Origin of the sequence: Sphingomonas sp. (genome assembly GCF_035758555.1) — a bacterium.
In the GTDB taxonomy this organism is placed as follows: Bacteria; Pseudomonadota; Alphaproteobacteria; order Sphingomonadales; family Sphingomonadaceae; genus Sphingomonas_B.
This window is the reverse complement of record NZ_DASTXI010000229.1, coordinates 19,020-32,431: the sequence shown is the minus strand read 5'-3', so window position 1 is coordinate 32,431 and position 13,412 is coordinate 19,020. Positions and strand designations below refer to the sequence as shown.

At 67.6% G+C, this 13,412-nt stretch carries 16 protein-coding genes; 7 read left to right on the top strand and 9 right to left on the bottom strand.

Translation table 11 applies throughout. The features are described from left to right. The coding region (locus tag VFT73_RS13800) for a CPBP family intramembrane glutamic endopeptidase (RefSeq protein WP_326412414.1) at nucleotides 1-662 on the top strand (662 nt) is incomplete at its 5' end. 141 nt (nucleotides 663-803) lie between these two features. Next, nucleotides 804-1,511 (top strand): SURF1 family protein, encoded by a 708-nt coding sequence (locus VFT73_RS13795; protein WP_326412412.1) that lies wholly within the window; start codon nucleotides 804-806, stop codon nucleotides 1,509-1,511. Here the strand turns inward: VFT73_RS13795 and cyoD are convergent. From cyoD to VFT73_RS13750, 9 genes are all read right to left on the bottom strand, one after another. Then, the gene (gene cyoD / locus VFT73_RS13790) at nucleotides 1,508-1,921 is read right to left on the bottom strand and encodes a cytochrome o ubiquinol oxidase subunit IV (protein WP_326412410.1); all 414 of its coding nucleotides are present in this window, start codon (nucleotides 1,919-1,921) and stop codon (nucleotides 1,508-1,510) included. The genes VFT73_RS13795 and cyoD overlap by 4 nt on opposite strands. Next, nucleotides 1,918-2,613 carry a cytochrome c oxidase subunit 3 gene (locus VFT73_RS13785; protein WP_326412408.1) on the bottom strand — a complete coding sequence of 232 codons (696 nt, stop codon included), beginning with the start codon at nucleotides 2,611-2,613 and terminating at the stop codon, nucleotides 1,918-1,920. Before VFT73_RS13785 ends, cyoD begins: the two co-directional genes overlap by 4 nt. Beyond that, nucleotides 2,610-4,628, bottom strand: a complete 2,019-nt coding sequence (locus VFT73_RS13780; protein WP_326412406.1) for a cbb3-type cytochrome c oxidase subunit I — start codon at nucleotides 4,626-4,628, stop codon at nucleotides 2,610-2,612. The genes VFT73_RS13785 and VFT73_RS13780 overlap by 4 nt, the downstream gene beginning before the upstream one ends. 3 nt (nucleotides 4,629-4,631) lie before the next feature. Then, complete coding sequence (cyoA, locus tag VFT73_RS13775; protein ID WP_326412404.1) at nucleotides 4,632-5,498, bottom strand: ubiquinol oxidase subunit II; 867 nt, start codon at nucleotides 5,496-5,498, stop codon at nucleotides 4,632-4,634. 148 nt (nucleotides 5,499-5,646) lie between these two features. Continuing rightward, entirely contained in the window at nucleotides 5,647-6,111 is a 465-nt protein-coding gene (locus tag VFT73_RS13770) for a DUF2269 domain-containing protein (protein ID WP_326412402.1), read from the bottom strand. Continuing rightward, complete coding sequence (locus VFT73_RS13765; RefSeq protein ID WP_326412400.1) at nucleotides 6,111-7,376, bottom strand: SDR family oxidoreductase; 1,266 nt, start codon at nucleotides 7,374-7,376, stop codon at nucleotides 6,111-6,113. Before VFT73_RS13765 ends, VFT73_RS13770 begins: the two co-directional genes overlap by 1 nt. Beyond that, nucleotides 7,377-8,309: an ornithine cyclodeaminase family protein gene (locus VFT73_RS13760; RefSeq protein ID WP_326412398.1), complete on the bottom strand. Its 933-nt coding sequence runs from the start codon at nucleotides 8,307-8,309 to the stop codon at nucleotides 7,377-7,379. Then, the gene (locus VFT73_RS13755) at nucleotides 8,306-9,421 is read right to left on the bottom strand and encodes a dipeptidase (protein ID WP_326412396.1); all 1,116 of its coding nucleotides are present in this window, start codon (nucleotides 9,419-9,421) and stop codon (nucleotides 8,306-8,308) included. Before VFT73_RS13755 ends, VFT73_RS13760 begins: the two co-directional genes overlap by 4 nt. Next, entirely contained in the window at nucleotides 9,418-10,743 is a 1,326-nt protein-coding gene (locus VFT73_RS13750) for an amidohydrolase family protein (protein WP_326412394.1), read from the bottom strand. Before VFT73_RS13750 ends, VFT73_RS13755 begins: the two co-directional genes overlap by 4 nt. 170 nt (nucleotides 10,744-10,913) lie before the next feature. Between VFT73_RS13750 and VFT73_RS13745 the strand changes: the two genes are divergently transcribed. From VFT73_RS13745 to VFT73_RS13725, 5 genes are read left to right on the top strand one after another with little or no spacing between them, the layout of a single operon-like run. Beyond that, nucleotides 10,914-11,213, top strand: coding sequence for an AtpZ/AtpI family protein (locus tag VFT73_RS13745; protein ID WP_326412392.1), 300 nt, complete (start codon nucleotides 10,914-10,916; stop codon nucleotides 11,211-11,213). A gap of 12 nt (nucleotides 11,214-11,225) precedes the next feature. Beyond that, a complete protein-coding gene (locus VFT73_RS13740) occupies nucleotides 11,226-11,984 on the top strand; it encodes a F0F1 ATP synthase subunit A (RefSeq protein WP_326412390.1) in 759 nt (252 codons plus the stop codon). Nucleotides 11,985-12,009: 25 nt separating this feature from the next. Beyond that, a complete protein-coding gene (locus VFT73_RS13735; RefSeq protein WP_046348191.1) occupies nucleotides 12,010-12,237 on the top strand; it encodes an ATP synthase subunit C in 228 nt (75 codons plus the stop codon). Between the two features lie 25 nt (nucleotides 12,238-12,262). Further along, complete coding sequence (locus VFT73_RS13730) at nucleotides 12,263-12,754, top strand: ATPase (protein WP_326412387.1); 492 nt, start codon at nucleotides 12,263-12,265, stop codon at nucleotides 12,752-12,754. Between the two features lie 5 nt (nucleotides 12,755-12,759). After that, nucleotides 12,760-13,299: a hypothetical protein gene (locus VFT73_RS13725; protein ID WP_326412385.1), complete on the top strand. Its 540-nt coding sequence runs from the start codon at nucleotides 12,760-12,762 to the stop codon at nucleotides 13,297-13,299. Nucleotides 13,300-13,412: the final 113 nt, after the last annotated feature.

Here is a 13,412-nt window from a genome sequence, read left to right as displayed (position 1 = left end):
GGGGTGCGGTCCGGCTGGGCGAGCGACGGAAGGTTCCGGAACTGGACCTTGGACGCGCCGCCTTCGATCTGCCGGCGGGGCTGGCGCTGGGCGGCGCGCTGATGGCTATGATCGTCGGCGTGCTGTGGACATTCGGCTGGGCAGTCATCGAACCCAGGACGATCGACAAGGCCGCTCTGGCGCTGCGCGATTCCATCCGGTCCGGCGTGCTCGAGGAAACCGTGCTGCGGCTGGTCATTTTCCGGCTTCTCTGGCGCGCGGCCGGAGTCTGGCCGGCGCTTGCTCTGGCCGCATTGCTGTTCGGCGTGCTGCATCTCGCCAATCCGGATTCCAGCCCGTTTGCCGCGGCCTGCCTGATCGCGGGAGAGGGCATCGGCATCGGCCTTTATCTGATCACCGGGCGCATCTGGGCATCGATCGGTATTCACGCCGGCTGGAACTCCACCCAGGGCTGGATCTTCGGCGCCGCGGTTTCCGGGACGACCGACATTGCGGGCGGACCGCTTGCCTTGCATCCGGCTCCAGGCGTGCCTGAGGCGCTGAGCGGCGGTGGGTTCGGTCCGGAAGCTTCGCTTGCGGCACTGGTCATTTCGATCGCTGCGAGCGCCGTCTTGCTGCTGCGGGCGTGGCGGCTCGACCGTTTCGTCGCGACGGAGGCATGAGGATCCGACAACCGGCGTCGCTGCTCACGGCCGTCACACTGGTCTTCACCGCCGCGTTGGTGCAGAGGGCGGTCGATATGCGGCTTCTTCCTAACTCCCGCGCGGTGCTTGTAACCGACAAGATGCGCGGGCGCTGAGCCGGTGGCGGCGGGCGGAGGCTCCGGGCGCAAGCGCCTGTTGCTGACGGCGCTGCTGGCCGCGGGCGTTCTGTTGTTCGTGGGACTGGGGCTGTGGCAGGTCGAGCGGCGGGGCGAAAAGCTGGCCTTGATCGCGGCGGTGGAGCAGCGGGTCCATGCTCCGCCCGTCGCGGCGCCGGGTCCGGCGGAGTGGCGACGGGTCAGCGCCAAAGGCGACGCCTATCGCCATGTGCGCGTGCAAGGCGTCTTCCTTCACGATCGCGAGACGCTGGTGCAGGCGGCGACTGCCCTTGGCCCCGGCTATTGGGTGATGACGCCGCTTCGGACCGAGGCCGGCTGGACGGTGCTCGTCAATCGCGGCTTCGTGCCGGCCGAGGACCGCGATCGGGCGGCGGACGAGCCGGCCGGCATCGTGACGGTAACCGGCCTGCTACGGATCAGCGAGCCCGGCGGCGCCTTCCTGCGGTCCAACGATCCCGCGCATGAGCGCTGGTATTCGCGCGACGTCGCCGCCATCGGCCGGGCGCGGCAGCTTGCACGACTCGCTCCCTACTTCATCGATGCGGGGGCAGCGCCGAAGCGGGCGGGGCAGCCGGTCGGCGGGCTGACGGTGGTATCCTTCCCCAACAACCACCTGCAATATGCGTTCACCTGGTTCGCGCTGGCGGGGCTGTCGGCCTTCGGCGTCGCGCGCGTCTGGCGGGCGCGCTAACGCTGCATACGCATCAGTTCGTCCATCGGCATCATGTTGTTGTCGAGGTGGTTCATGATCCACACCGATCCGGCGACGATCAGGAACACGACCAGGATGCCGAAGGCGAGCGCGAGGACGTTGTTGGTGTTGTCCGGCCCGGTGGTGATGTGAAGGAAGAAGACCAGGTGCACGCCCATCTGGGCGATCGCCAGCACCAGCAGCGCGATCGGAATCGAGGGGCCGTAGATCAGGTTCGTGTTGGCGAGCACGAAGGCCCCGACCGTCAGGATGACCGAGAAGCCGAGGCCCAGATTGGAGTTGGTGATCCAATGGCCGGCGTCCTCCGCCGGCTCGTCGCCCGGCGCATGGTCTTCGCGGTCGTCGAGCGCGCCGGTGTAGCGATGCGGATCGAATTCGAGCTCGCTCATGTGACGGCTCCCATCAGGTAAACGATCGTGAAAATGCCGATCCAGACGATGTCCAGCGCGTGCCAGAACAGGTTGAAGCAGATCAGCCGGTGGACGATTTCGGGGCGGAAACCCTTCACCTGCACCTGGGCCATCATCGTCAGCAGCCACAGCCCGGCGATCGTGACGTGCAGGCCGTGGAGGCCCACCAGGCCGTAGAAGGAGGTCAGGAAGCCGCTGCGCTGCGGGGTCATGCCGCGGCTTGCCAGATCGATGAACTCGAACAGCTCCAGTCCGACGAACAGGAGGCCGAGCAGGCCGGTGATCAGCAGGAAGGTCTGGGTCCAGAACAGGTTGCGGGCATTGGTCGCGGCGAAGGACAGGCCGCAGGTGTAGCTGGACAGCAGCAGCGCCGCCGTTTCCATGCCGACCCGCGGCATCTCGACCAGCTCACGAATGCCCGGCCCGCCGGCGGTCGCGTTCCGCTGCACCGCAAAGGCGGCGAAGAAGCACGCGAACATGACTATGTCGCTCAGCAGAAAGATCCAGAAGCCGTAACCCACGATGACCCTTTTGCTGGCAGGGCCGGTGGTGCCCTGGCCGGTGCCGGCGACCGGCTCGCCGGGCGCGTGGTCGCGGTGGCCGAGGCGGTACGGGTCTTCGCGGACGCGGCGGATCGTCTCGCGAGTGGCGGGAAGCGAGGTGTCGGTCACGCGAGCGCCCCCTGTTCGGCGGCAATCCGCTCCATCAGCTTCTCGCGCGCCGCCCGGCGGGCCCGGTCGATGCGCGCGACCTCATCGGCCGGCACATGGAATTCGTGGACGTCGCGCCAGGCAAAGACGACGAACCCGATAAAGGCGGCGAGCAGCCCGAGCCCGGCGAGCCACCATATCTGCCAGATCAGCGCGAAGCCGGTCACGCTGACAAAGGCCGCAGTGTAGAAGCCGACCGGGCTGTTCAGCGGCATCTCGATCGGATCATATTTCGGCTCCGGCCCCAGCCGCTGGGTCTCGATCGCGCGCACCTTGATGCCCCAATAGGCCTCTTCGCCCTCGACGTTCGGCATCGTCGCGAAGTTGAAGAACGGCGCGGGCGAAGGCGTCGCCCATTCCAGCGATCGCCCGTCCCACGGATCGCCGGTCACGTCGCGCAGCTTTTCGCGGTCGCGGATCGAGACCACCAGCATGATCACCTGGCTGATGACGCCCAGGATCAGCACGACGATGCCGAGCACCGACAGGTCGAGCATCGGCTTCCATTCGTCGATGTTCACATGCTGGAGCCGCCGGGTCATGCCCTGCAGCCCGAGGATGTAGAGCGGCGCGAACGTGATCCAGAAGCCGAAGAACGCGAACCAGAAGGCGGCCTTGCCCCAGCCTTCGTGCAGGCGGAAGCCGAACGCCTTGGGGAACCAGAAGTCGAGGCCGGCGAACAGCGCGAACACCACGCCGCCGACGATCACGTTGTGGAAATGGGCGACCAGGAACATCGAATTGTGGACGAGGAAGTCGGCCGGCGGCACGGCGAGCAGCACGCCCGTCAGGCCGCCGATGATGAAGGTGAAGATGAAGCCCATCGACCAGAGCATCGGCACGGCGAAGCGGACGCGGCCGCCGTACATGGTGAAGATCCAGTTGTAGATCTTCACGCCGGTGCCGACCGCGATGACGCTGCTGGCAATGCCGAAGAAGGTGTTGACCGCGGGTCCGGCGCCCATCGTGAAGAAATGGTGCAGCCAGACCATCATGGACACGACGCAGATGAACAGGGTCGCGGCGACCATCGAGCGATAGCCGAACAGCGGCTTGCCCGAGAAGGTCGAGAAGATTTCGGAGAAGATGCCGAAGGCGGGCAGCACCAGGATGTAGACCTCCGGATGGCCCCAGGCCCAGATCAGGTTCATGAACATCATCGGGTTGCCGCCCGCGTCGTTCGTGAAATAATGCCAGCCGAACACCCGATCGAGGCTCAGCATCGCCAGAGTCGCGGTCAGGATCGGGAAGACGGCGACGATCAGCAGGCTCGACGACAGCGTCGTCCAGCAGAACATCGGCATGCGCAGCAGGCTCATGCCCGGGCAGCGCATCTTCAGCACCGTGGTGACGAAGTTTATCCCCGTCATCAGCGTGCCGACGCCCGAAATCTGCACCGCCCAGAGGTAATAGTCGACGCCGACGCCCGGCGAGTAGGTCGCTTCGCTGAGCGGCGGATAGGGCAGCCAGCCGGTCCGCGCGAACTCGCCGATGAACAGCGAGACGTTGACCAGCAGCGCGCCGGACGCGGTCAGCCAGAAGCTGACAGAGTTCAAGGTCGGGAAAGCGACATCGCGCACGCCGAGCTGCAGCGGCGTCAGGAAATTCATGAAGCCGATCACCAGCGGCATCGCGCCGAAGAAGATCATGATCGTGCCGTGGGCGGAGAAGATCTGGTTATAGTGTTCCGGATTGAGGTAGCCTTGGGCGCCGCCGACCGCGACCGCCTGCTGCGTGCGCATCATGATCGCGTCGGCAAAGCCGCGGATCAGCATTACCACACCGAGAATGCAGTACATGATGCCGATGCGCTTGTGATCGACGCTGGTGATCCATTCGGTCCAGAGATACGGCCACCAGCCCTTGACGGTGATCAGGGCGAGAATGCCCAGCATGATGAGGATCACGACGATCGACGTGATCAGTGCGATCGGCTCGTGGACCGGTATCGCCGACCAGCTGAGCTTACCGAACATCGATCAGTGCCTCCCTCCGGTCGAAACTTCGCGCCCTGCGTGCTCGGGCGTGGGCGGCTCGGGGCCCGGGCCCGGCGCGATCTTCTGGGTCGAAATGGCCTGGAACAGCTGCGGGTCGACGCCGCTGAAGGCGAGCGCGGGCACGTTCTGGCTCTGCTGCAGGAGCTGCGTATAGGCGACGCGGTCCAGCACCGCCCCGGTGCCGCGGACGCCCTGCAGCCATGACGCGAATTGCGCCGGCGGCAGGCTCTTCACCTCGAACTGCATGTCGGAAAAGCCGTCGCCGCTGAAATGGGCGGAAATGCCGAACAGGTCCGCCGGCCGGTCTGCCTGCAGATAGAGCTGCGAGACCATGCCCGGCATCGCGTAGATCATCGAGCCCAATCGGGGCACGAAGAACACGTTGAACACGCTGGCCGAGGTGATCGAGAAATGCACCGGCACCCCGGCAGGCACGACGAGCTGGTTGACGGTGGCGATCCCCTGCTCAGGGTAGATGAACAGCCATTTCCAGTCGAGCGAGACGACCTGCACCTCGAGCGGCGGGATCGGCGACGGGAGTGGGCGGAACGGATCGAGCCGGTAACTGCCGATCCAGATCACCCCGCCCAGGAACATGATGGTCAGGATCGGGATCGACCAGACCACGGCCTCGATCCGGCCGGAATAGGACCAGTAGGGAAGATATTCCCCCTTCGGATTCGACGCGCGGTAACGCCAGGCGACCCAGAAGGCGAGCAGGATGGTGGGGATCACGATCGCCAGCATGATCACGGTCGCGTCGATCAGGATCGTGCTGGCGTCGTGGCCGACCGGACCGACCGGATCGAGAATGCCGCCCGCGCAGGCGGACGTTCCGAGCGCGAGCACCGCGCACGTCCCCAGCTGCCACCACAGCCGCGTTCCGGCTTTCCAAATCGGGGAAGGACACATGCGTATACGCCCCCCTGCTGTTCGGCAATCCCTTAGCCAAATCCCCCCGCAATGCCAAAGTTCCGGAGGCGGCTTAATTGCCGCGCTATGGTCGCGCGATCATCAGCCAGAATATGACGATGAGCCCCAGAAATGCCGGCCAGCCGAGCAGGAACCACAGGCGCATCGTGCGGTCGTAATCGGGCCCGAGCGGCGCCTGCGCGTCGTGAGCTCGCTGGGCCAGCCGTTGAGCCCGGATCTGAAGGCCGACGACGGGAAACCAGCAGGCGAAGGCCAGCGCGTAAAGGCCGTAGGTCGCCAGCAGCCAGGGCTCTGTCAGCGAATAGCCGGCGAGATTGGCGAGCAGCAATCCGCTCGCCGGCTGCACGACGCCGCTGGTGCCGGTGAAGATCCAGTCGGCCTTGACCACCATCCGTCCGACCGCGGCAATGGTCCCGGGGTCGCGCGTGCGGTGCGCGCACCAGAGATACCAGGCTGTGCCCGCTCCGAATCCGAACAGCGCGGTCGAACTGATCACATGGACCCATTTGACGAGGAGGTAGAGCTCCATCAGCGCCGCACCGCGATCGCGCCGCGCATCAGGATCAACACAAGGATCGGCACGTTCTTCATGAGCGGTCCGAGCGGATCGAGCCAGAGTCGCGGCAAGGCGATTCCAATGACCGCTGTGTAGCCGAGCACGACGAGCAGCTGGGCGAGCGTGGACCAGCGCGCGCGGCGGTCCGCGAGCAGCAGGACGGCGAGGCCGAGATCGATCAGGCTGCCCGCGATCTGGAGGGGCCTTGCCCAAGCCTCGGGCATGCCGAGCCCCTGAACGGCGGCTCGGGTTTCGGCGGCGCCGTAGAGCAGCCCGAGAAGCGCCGAGACCAGCCACAGCGCCAGCAGCACCGCGGTGGCGAGCGGCGCCAGGAAGAAGAGGCGAGCGTGCCAACGATCCTGCACCTGCGCAGGCCGATCGCGCAATGCCGAATCGAGTGAGCGCGGCTGGAAGCCGATCACGGCGGCGAACGCGGCGCCGTCGCCAACGTTTCCGGCAATCATCTGGCGAACACTGTTGCTGGCGATCGGGCCGGCGCCGAACAGATCGCCGAGGCGGCCGAGCACGTGCATCATGGGCATCGGCACGGACCGGAAGCGCGCATGGCCGAAGCCGAGCCAATGGCGGTAGCGGGCGAGCAGGTCGCGGAGAGCCAGCGTCTCCGGACCGGACGGCTCCAGCACCTGGCCGGCAAAGCGGCTTTCCTCGCACGCCAGCCTGACCGCGCGAGCGAGATCGCGGACGTGGATCGGCGAGAATGCGAAGCCGCCATCGCCGGGGACAGGGACGAACCAGGGCAGGCCGGCCATCCCCCGCAGCAGCGAGGTGCCACCATAGCTGCCGTCACCATAGACGAGCGAGGGTCGCAGGATCGTCCAAGCTACAGGCGAGGCCTTCAGCGTCTCCTCTCCGCGGAGCTTTGAGCGCGAATAGTCGGTGTCCACGTCCGGGCGCGCGCTGATCGCGGAGATCAGCACCACGCGCTTCACGCCGGCCGCGGCGCAGGCCGCATAGAGCGCGCGGGGCGCGTCGACATGGACAGCGTCCATGTCCGGCCCGCTGAGCACGCCGGCCGCGTTGATGACAATGTCGACGCCGGCCAGGTGCGGGCGCCACACCGCTTCGTCCCTCGCCGTCGCGAGATCGATCGCGATGTGCCGGACCTCGCGGCCATCGGACCGACGAACGACTGCGCTGACGCCGTGGCCGTGGCGGAGCAGCTCCGCCTCGATGTGACGGCCGATGAATCCGCCGGCGCCGAGCAGCAGTATCCGCATTCAGCCGCCGGCGCCGTCGAGCAGATAGCGGGCGCAGGCGAGGTCCTGCACGATCGAGCCCAATGATTTGTAGATCGTCACGTCGGCGGGGCCGAGGCGGCCGGGAGTGGTGCTGGCGAAGACGGTGCCGATTTCGGGAAGGACGTGCGCGTCGGTGACGAGGCCGGCGGCGCGGGCGCGGAGGAACTCGGCGCCCTGGGCGAGCACGCCTTCGCGATGGTCGGGGATGAAGCGGGCGCGGGCGACGAGAGCGTTGTCGATCTCGGCCGGGCCGGCGCGGCTTGAGCCGACCAGGTTGATATGGGTGCCGTCGGCGATGTCGGCGGAGTGGAGGACCGGTTCAGGCGACGCGGTGGTGGTGCAGACGACCGCGGCGTCGGCAACGGCTTCCGCGGCCGAGCCGGCGGCGGTGGCGGCGATGCCGAGCTCGCCTTCGATCCGGCGGGCGAGGGCCTGCGCTCTGTCTCGCGAGCGGCCCCAGAGGCGGATCGCGTCGATCTCGCGGACCAGCGGGACGGCGAGGGCGTGCTGCCAGGCCTGCTCGCCCGTGCCGAGGATCGCGAGCGTGCGCGCATCGGGAACGGCGAGCGCGTCGGTCGCGGCGGCGGATGCGCAGGCGGTGCGGATCGCGGTGACCTCGCCGGCATCGATCACGGCGGCGGGCGCGCCGGTCGCTTCGTCGAACAGCAGGATCACGCCCTGGTGCGAATGCTCGGCGCGGGGGAAGACGCTGACCAGCTTGGCGCCGAAGCCGGCGCCTTCGAGTGCGCCCGGCATCACGCCGAACGCGTTGCCGCCGTCCAGGTCGATGATGCCGCGGAGGAGCTGCTTCGACTTGCCGGTCGCGAGTGCGATCATCGCTTCGCGCATCAGGGGAATGCAGCTGCGACGGTCGAGGCGGCGGCGGACCTCCGCCCGGTCGATCAGGATCATGCGCCCCAGATGTCCGTCGCGAAGCGCAGGAAATTGAGGCCGAGGATCTTGTCGATCTGGCGGGGCGTGAAGCCGCGCCCGCCCAGCAGCCCGGCGAGCTTTCGGAACTGGTCCGGCCCGCGCAGGTCGATGGTGAAGGGATAGGTATCCGGGCCTTCGCCGGGCGCGGCGACGCCGGTTGCGCGGCGCTCGGCATTTTCCTTGGCGAGAGCGGCGGCGTATTTCTGCAGGTCGTCGATCTGCGTAACCGAGCCGTCGGTGCCGATGCCGACATGATCCTCGCCGCAGACCTTCACGGCGTGCTCGATATGGCGCACGACGTCGGCGGCGTGGGCGTGGCCGTGCGGATCGAGGAAGGGCATGAAATAGATGCCGACAAAGCCGCCGCGCGAGGCGACCAGCCGCAGCTCCTCGTCGGTCTTGTTGCGCGGCAGGTCGACGAGCGCACGGCAGCCGGTGTGGTTGATCGAGATCGGCGCGGTCGACGTGCGGGCTGCGTCGAGGCAGGTCCGGGTGCCGCTGTGCGACAGGTCGACCATCAGGCGCTTTTCGTTCAGACGCGCGACGACCTCGCGGCCGAACGGCGTCAGGCCCGGATTGCCGGGCGCCATCGCGCCGCCGCCGAGCTGATTCGGCGGGTTGTAGGTGAGCTGAAAGATGCGCACGCCCATGTCGCCGAACAGGTCGATGCGGGTGGCGTCGCTGCCCATCATCGCGCCGTTCTGGAAGCCGTAGATGATGCCGATCCTGCCTTGATCCTTCGCGCGGCGGATATCGCCGGCGGTGAAGACCTTGAGCAGGTCCTTCGGATGGGCGCGGAGGAAGGCGTCGTATTCGGCGACGCTGCGGACGCTTGTTTCGAACGGATCGCCGGGGCCCGCGACATAGCCGAGCGTGGTGTTGACCGCGGTCAGGCCCGAGGCATGGGCCTCCGCGAGCACGCGCGGGGTGAAGGGATCGCCGTCGCCTTCGATATTGGGGTCGCCGAGGCCGCCCAGCACATTGACGACGATCTTGCCGGCGAGCGGATCGGCGGGCGCAAGCTCCGCCAGCGCGGGCGCGGCCGCGGCGGCTGCCGCCATGGCGATGAAGCTGCGGCGGTCGTGCATCATTGCTCCTTCGGCCTGTAGTTCGCACGCGGATATTCGCGGCCGCGCTTCACCGTCATGGCGATGCTGCGGATATTCTCGATCGCGGCGGTAGGGTCATCGGTCAGCACGACGAGGTCGGCGAGTTTGCCGGCCTGGACGGTGCCGGTCTCTTTCGCGCGGCCCATCGCGAGGGCACCGTTCAGGGTTCCGGCGCGGATCGCCTGGAGCGGCGGCATGCCGGCCTGGTGGACGAGGAAGAAGATCTCGTCATGCACGGCGGGCCAGGGGAAGTCGGGCGGGCCGCCATTGTCGGTGCCGGCGGAGATCGTGACGCCGGCGCGATACGCCTGGGCCGTCAGCCGCGCCGTGGTCTTGCCGGTGCAGCGAAGCGGCGCCCGCTCAGGATGCCTGGCCCGCTCCGCTTCCATGCGGACGAACAGGGAGCCGGTCGCGTCGAGCACCATGCCGCGGCGCTGCATCTCCGCGAACAGCTTTGCCATCACCGGATCGTCGCCCTTGGCGGCGAGCAGGTTTTCGTGAACCGGGGTGTGGTCCTCGTAATTGGCGAGCATCACCGGCTCGACCTGATAGGCGAGATAGCAGACATGGCTGATCGCGTCGGGACCTGCCGCGAGCACATCGGCGGGGCGGGTCGGGAAGATCGCCGAGTGGGTCCAGACCAACAGGCCCTGGCGATGCGCTTCGGCCGCGATCGCGGAGACTAGCGCCGGCGGGAGGTCGGCATAGATCTTGATCGCATCGGCGCCGGTGCCCTTCGCGCGGGCAACGGCGAGCGGCAGGTCGGTGCGCGAATCGATCGCCTGCATCCATGGTGCGGTCCCTGGTTCATAGCCACGGCTGGCGGCGGCGACGCGCGGATCGGCGAAGAAAGACGGCCCGGCCATCAGCGCGGCGAAGGCGATATCGGGCGCCTCGATCTCCCCCTGTTCCGCCTCACGCGCGAGCTCGGCGATCGAGCGGAGGTCGTCGGCCATGTCGCGCACGCCGGTGACGCCGCCGTAAAGGTTGCGGCGGAGCTCGGCGAGCGCTTCGGCGCGGTCGGGCGGGGTGGCGAGATGGACATGGCTGTCGATCAGGCCCGGGATCATGTAGCGGCCGGCGAGGTCGACCGTGCGCGCGCCGTCCGCCTTGACGCGGCCATGCGGGCCGACCGCCGCGATGCGGTCGCCCCGGACCAGCACGTCGGTATGCGCGCGGGGCGGCGCGCCGGTGCCGTCGATCAGCGTGACATCGCTGTAGAGGACGGCCTGGGACGGTTCGGCGGCGGGAGAGACCGCCGGCAGGAGGAGAGCGAGCGCGGCGGCCAGTATACGATGATGCATGCGACACTTGCTAACGGGCGCGCGCAATTTCGCAAACCCCGCGCGGCGGATCGACACGGTTGACACCCCCCGACTCCTTGCCTAATCGGGCGCCGCGCTGCGGGGACGCCGCGCCATCCGTCGCCGCGACCCCGAGTCGGGCGACGTTTTCTTATTCTCAAGGTGCTTGCTTGGCGGACGATCGCAACAACGACGAGCTTGACCGGCGCATCGCCAAGGCGAAGGCGACGGCCCATCACGGCGTGACCGACGCCGAGGGCCGCGCGGAAAGCCGTGGCTGGGCGATCGGCATCGAGTTCGTCGGATCGGTCCTGGTGGGCGCCTTTGCCGGCTATCTGCTGGACCGCTGGCTGGACACGACTCCCTGGCTGATGATCGTGCTCCTGATCCTGGGATTCGCGGCGGGCCTGAGGCGGGCGATCAAGACGTCGAACCAGTTCGACACCGATCCGACCAACGACCAGAAGTAGGACGACGAAGACGTGGCCGCTGGCAACAACCCGATGGAGCAGTTCGCGATCCGCGTGATCCACCCGTTCGAAGCGGGCGGATACGACGTGTCGTTCACCAACTCCGCGCTTTGGATGCTGATCGCGCTGGGCGTGATCGCCGCGTTCCTGTTCGTCGGCACCGCGCGCCCGCAGCTGGTTCCGGGCCGGATGCAGGCAGCGGTCGAATATATGTACGATTTCGTGCGCGGCATGATCGACGACAATGTCGGACCCGAAGGCAAGCGCTTTACGCCGCTGATCTTCTCCGTGTTCATCTTCGTGCTGATCCTGAACCTGCTGGGCCTGATCCCGTGGGTGCATGCCTTCACGCCGACCAGCCATGTCGCGGTGACGCTGGCGCTGGCCATGATCGTGTTCCTGATCGTGTGCATCGTCGGATTCCTGCGCCACGGGCTGCATTTTTTGACGCTGTTCTGGCCCAAGGGCGTGAACCCGTTCCTGGGCCTGTTCATCATGCCGATCGAAGTGATCAGCTTCCTGGTGCGCCCGTTCACGCTGGCGATCCGGCTGTTCGCGAACATGACCGCGGGGCACGTGCTGCTGAACGTGTTCGGCACTTTCGTCGTGGCGCTCGGCTCGTTCGGGGCCATCCCCTATGTGTTCGGCGTGGTGCCGCTGGCAGTGAACGTGGCGCTGACCGCGCTGGAGCTGCTGATCGCGGTGATCCAGGCCTATGTTTTCGCTCTCCTCGCGTCGATCTACCTGAACGACGCGGTCAACCTCCACTAAAGTCAGACAGGAAAAGGAAATCATCATGGATCCAGCAGCAGCGAAGCTGATCGGCGCCGGCCTTGCCGCGATGGGTGCGGGCCTTGCCGCGATCGGCGTGGGCTTCATCTTCGGCAGCTATGTGCAGGGTGCGTTCCGCAACCCCGAGGCCGACGGACGCGTTTCCGGTCGTCTGTTCCTCGGCTTCGCGGTGGTCGAGGCGCTCGGCCTGATCGCGGCCGTCGTCTCGCTCTACCTCGCATTCGCGGGCTGACCTGAGACCCTAAGCGAGCCGCCCGATGCCTCAATTCGAAGTCGTCAATTTCGCGCCCCAGTTCGTCTGGCTCGTGATCTCGTTCGCGATCCTGTATTTCGGGATCGTGCAGCTCACCGTGCCCAAGATCGGGCGGGTGATCGGCGAGCGCGAGCAGACGATGTCGGGCGATATCGAGTCCGCCGAAGCCGCCAAGGCCGAAGCGGACCGGATCGAAGGCGACTATGCGGCGAGCGTCGCGGCGGCGCGCGAGCAGGCGCGTGAGGCGCTGAACGCCGCGCGCGGCCAGGCCACCAAGGCGCTGGAGCAGCGGCTGGCGGCGGCCAACGAGGAAGTCGAGCGCAAGCAGGGCGCTGCCCAGGCCCAGCTCGACGCGGCGCGCACCAAGGCGCTGGCGGAGATCGAGACCGTCGCTGCCGAAGCGGCCGCCGACATCGTCGAGCGGCTGACCGGGGCGCGGCCCGATTCCGGCAAGGCGGTCGAGGCCGTCCAGTCGGTCGCGCTGGCGGCGGAGTGACGACGATGGCGGAAAACACTGTCGCCCTGACCGAGACCGAACATCACCAGCCGACCCTGCTGGGGCTGGAAGCCGAAGGCTGGGTCTATGTCGGCCTGACCATCTTCCTGCTGCTGGCGATCTTCGTCGGCAAGGCCCCGAAGCGGATCGCCGACGCGCTGGACGCGCGCATCGCCGAGACCCGGCGTCAGCTCGACGAAGCAAAGGCGATCCGCGCCGAAGCGGAGGCGCTGCTCGCCAAGGCGAAGGCGCAGCAGGCGGCGAGCGCCGGCGACGCACAGGCGATCCTTGCCCATGCGCAGGTGGAAGCCGGCGACATCATCGCCGAGGCCGAGAAGACCGCGACAGAACTGACCGCCCGCCGCGCCCGGATGGCAGAGGACAAGATCGCCGCCGCAGAGCGCAGCGCGATCGCCGAAGTCCGCGCGCGCGCCGCCGAAGCCGCGACCGGCGCCGCCGCCCGGCTGATCGCCGAGCAGCACGACGCGAAGGCCGACAAGGCGCTGGTCGACAACACGATTGCCGGGTTGAACCGGGTTCATTGAGTCATACAGCTCGCGAACCGATCGATCTACGTCGCTCGTCCCGAGCGCAGCGCGTAGCGCGAAGTCGAGGGGCGGTGGTGTAGGGTTCGGAACAGCGCCCCTCGACTTCGCTC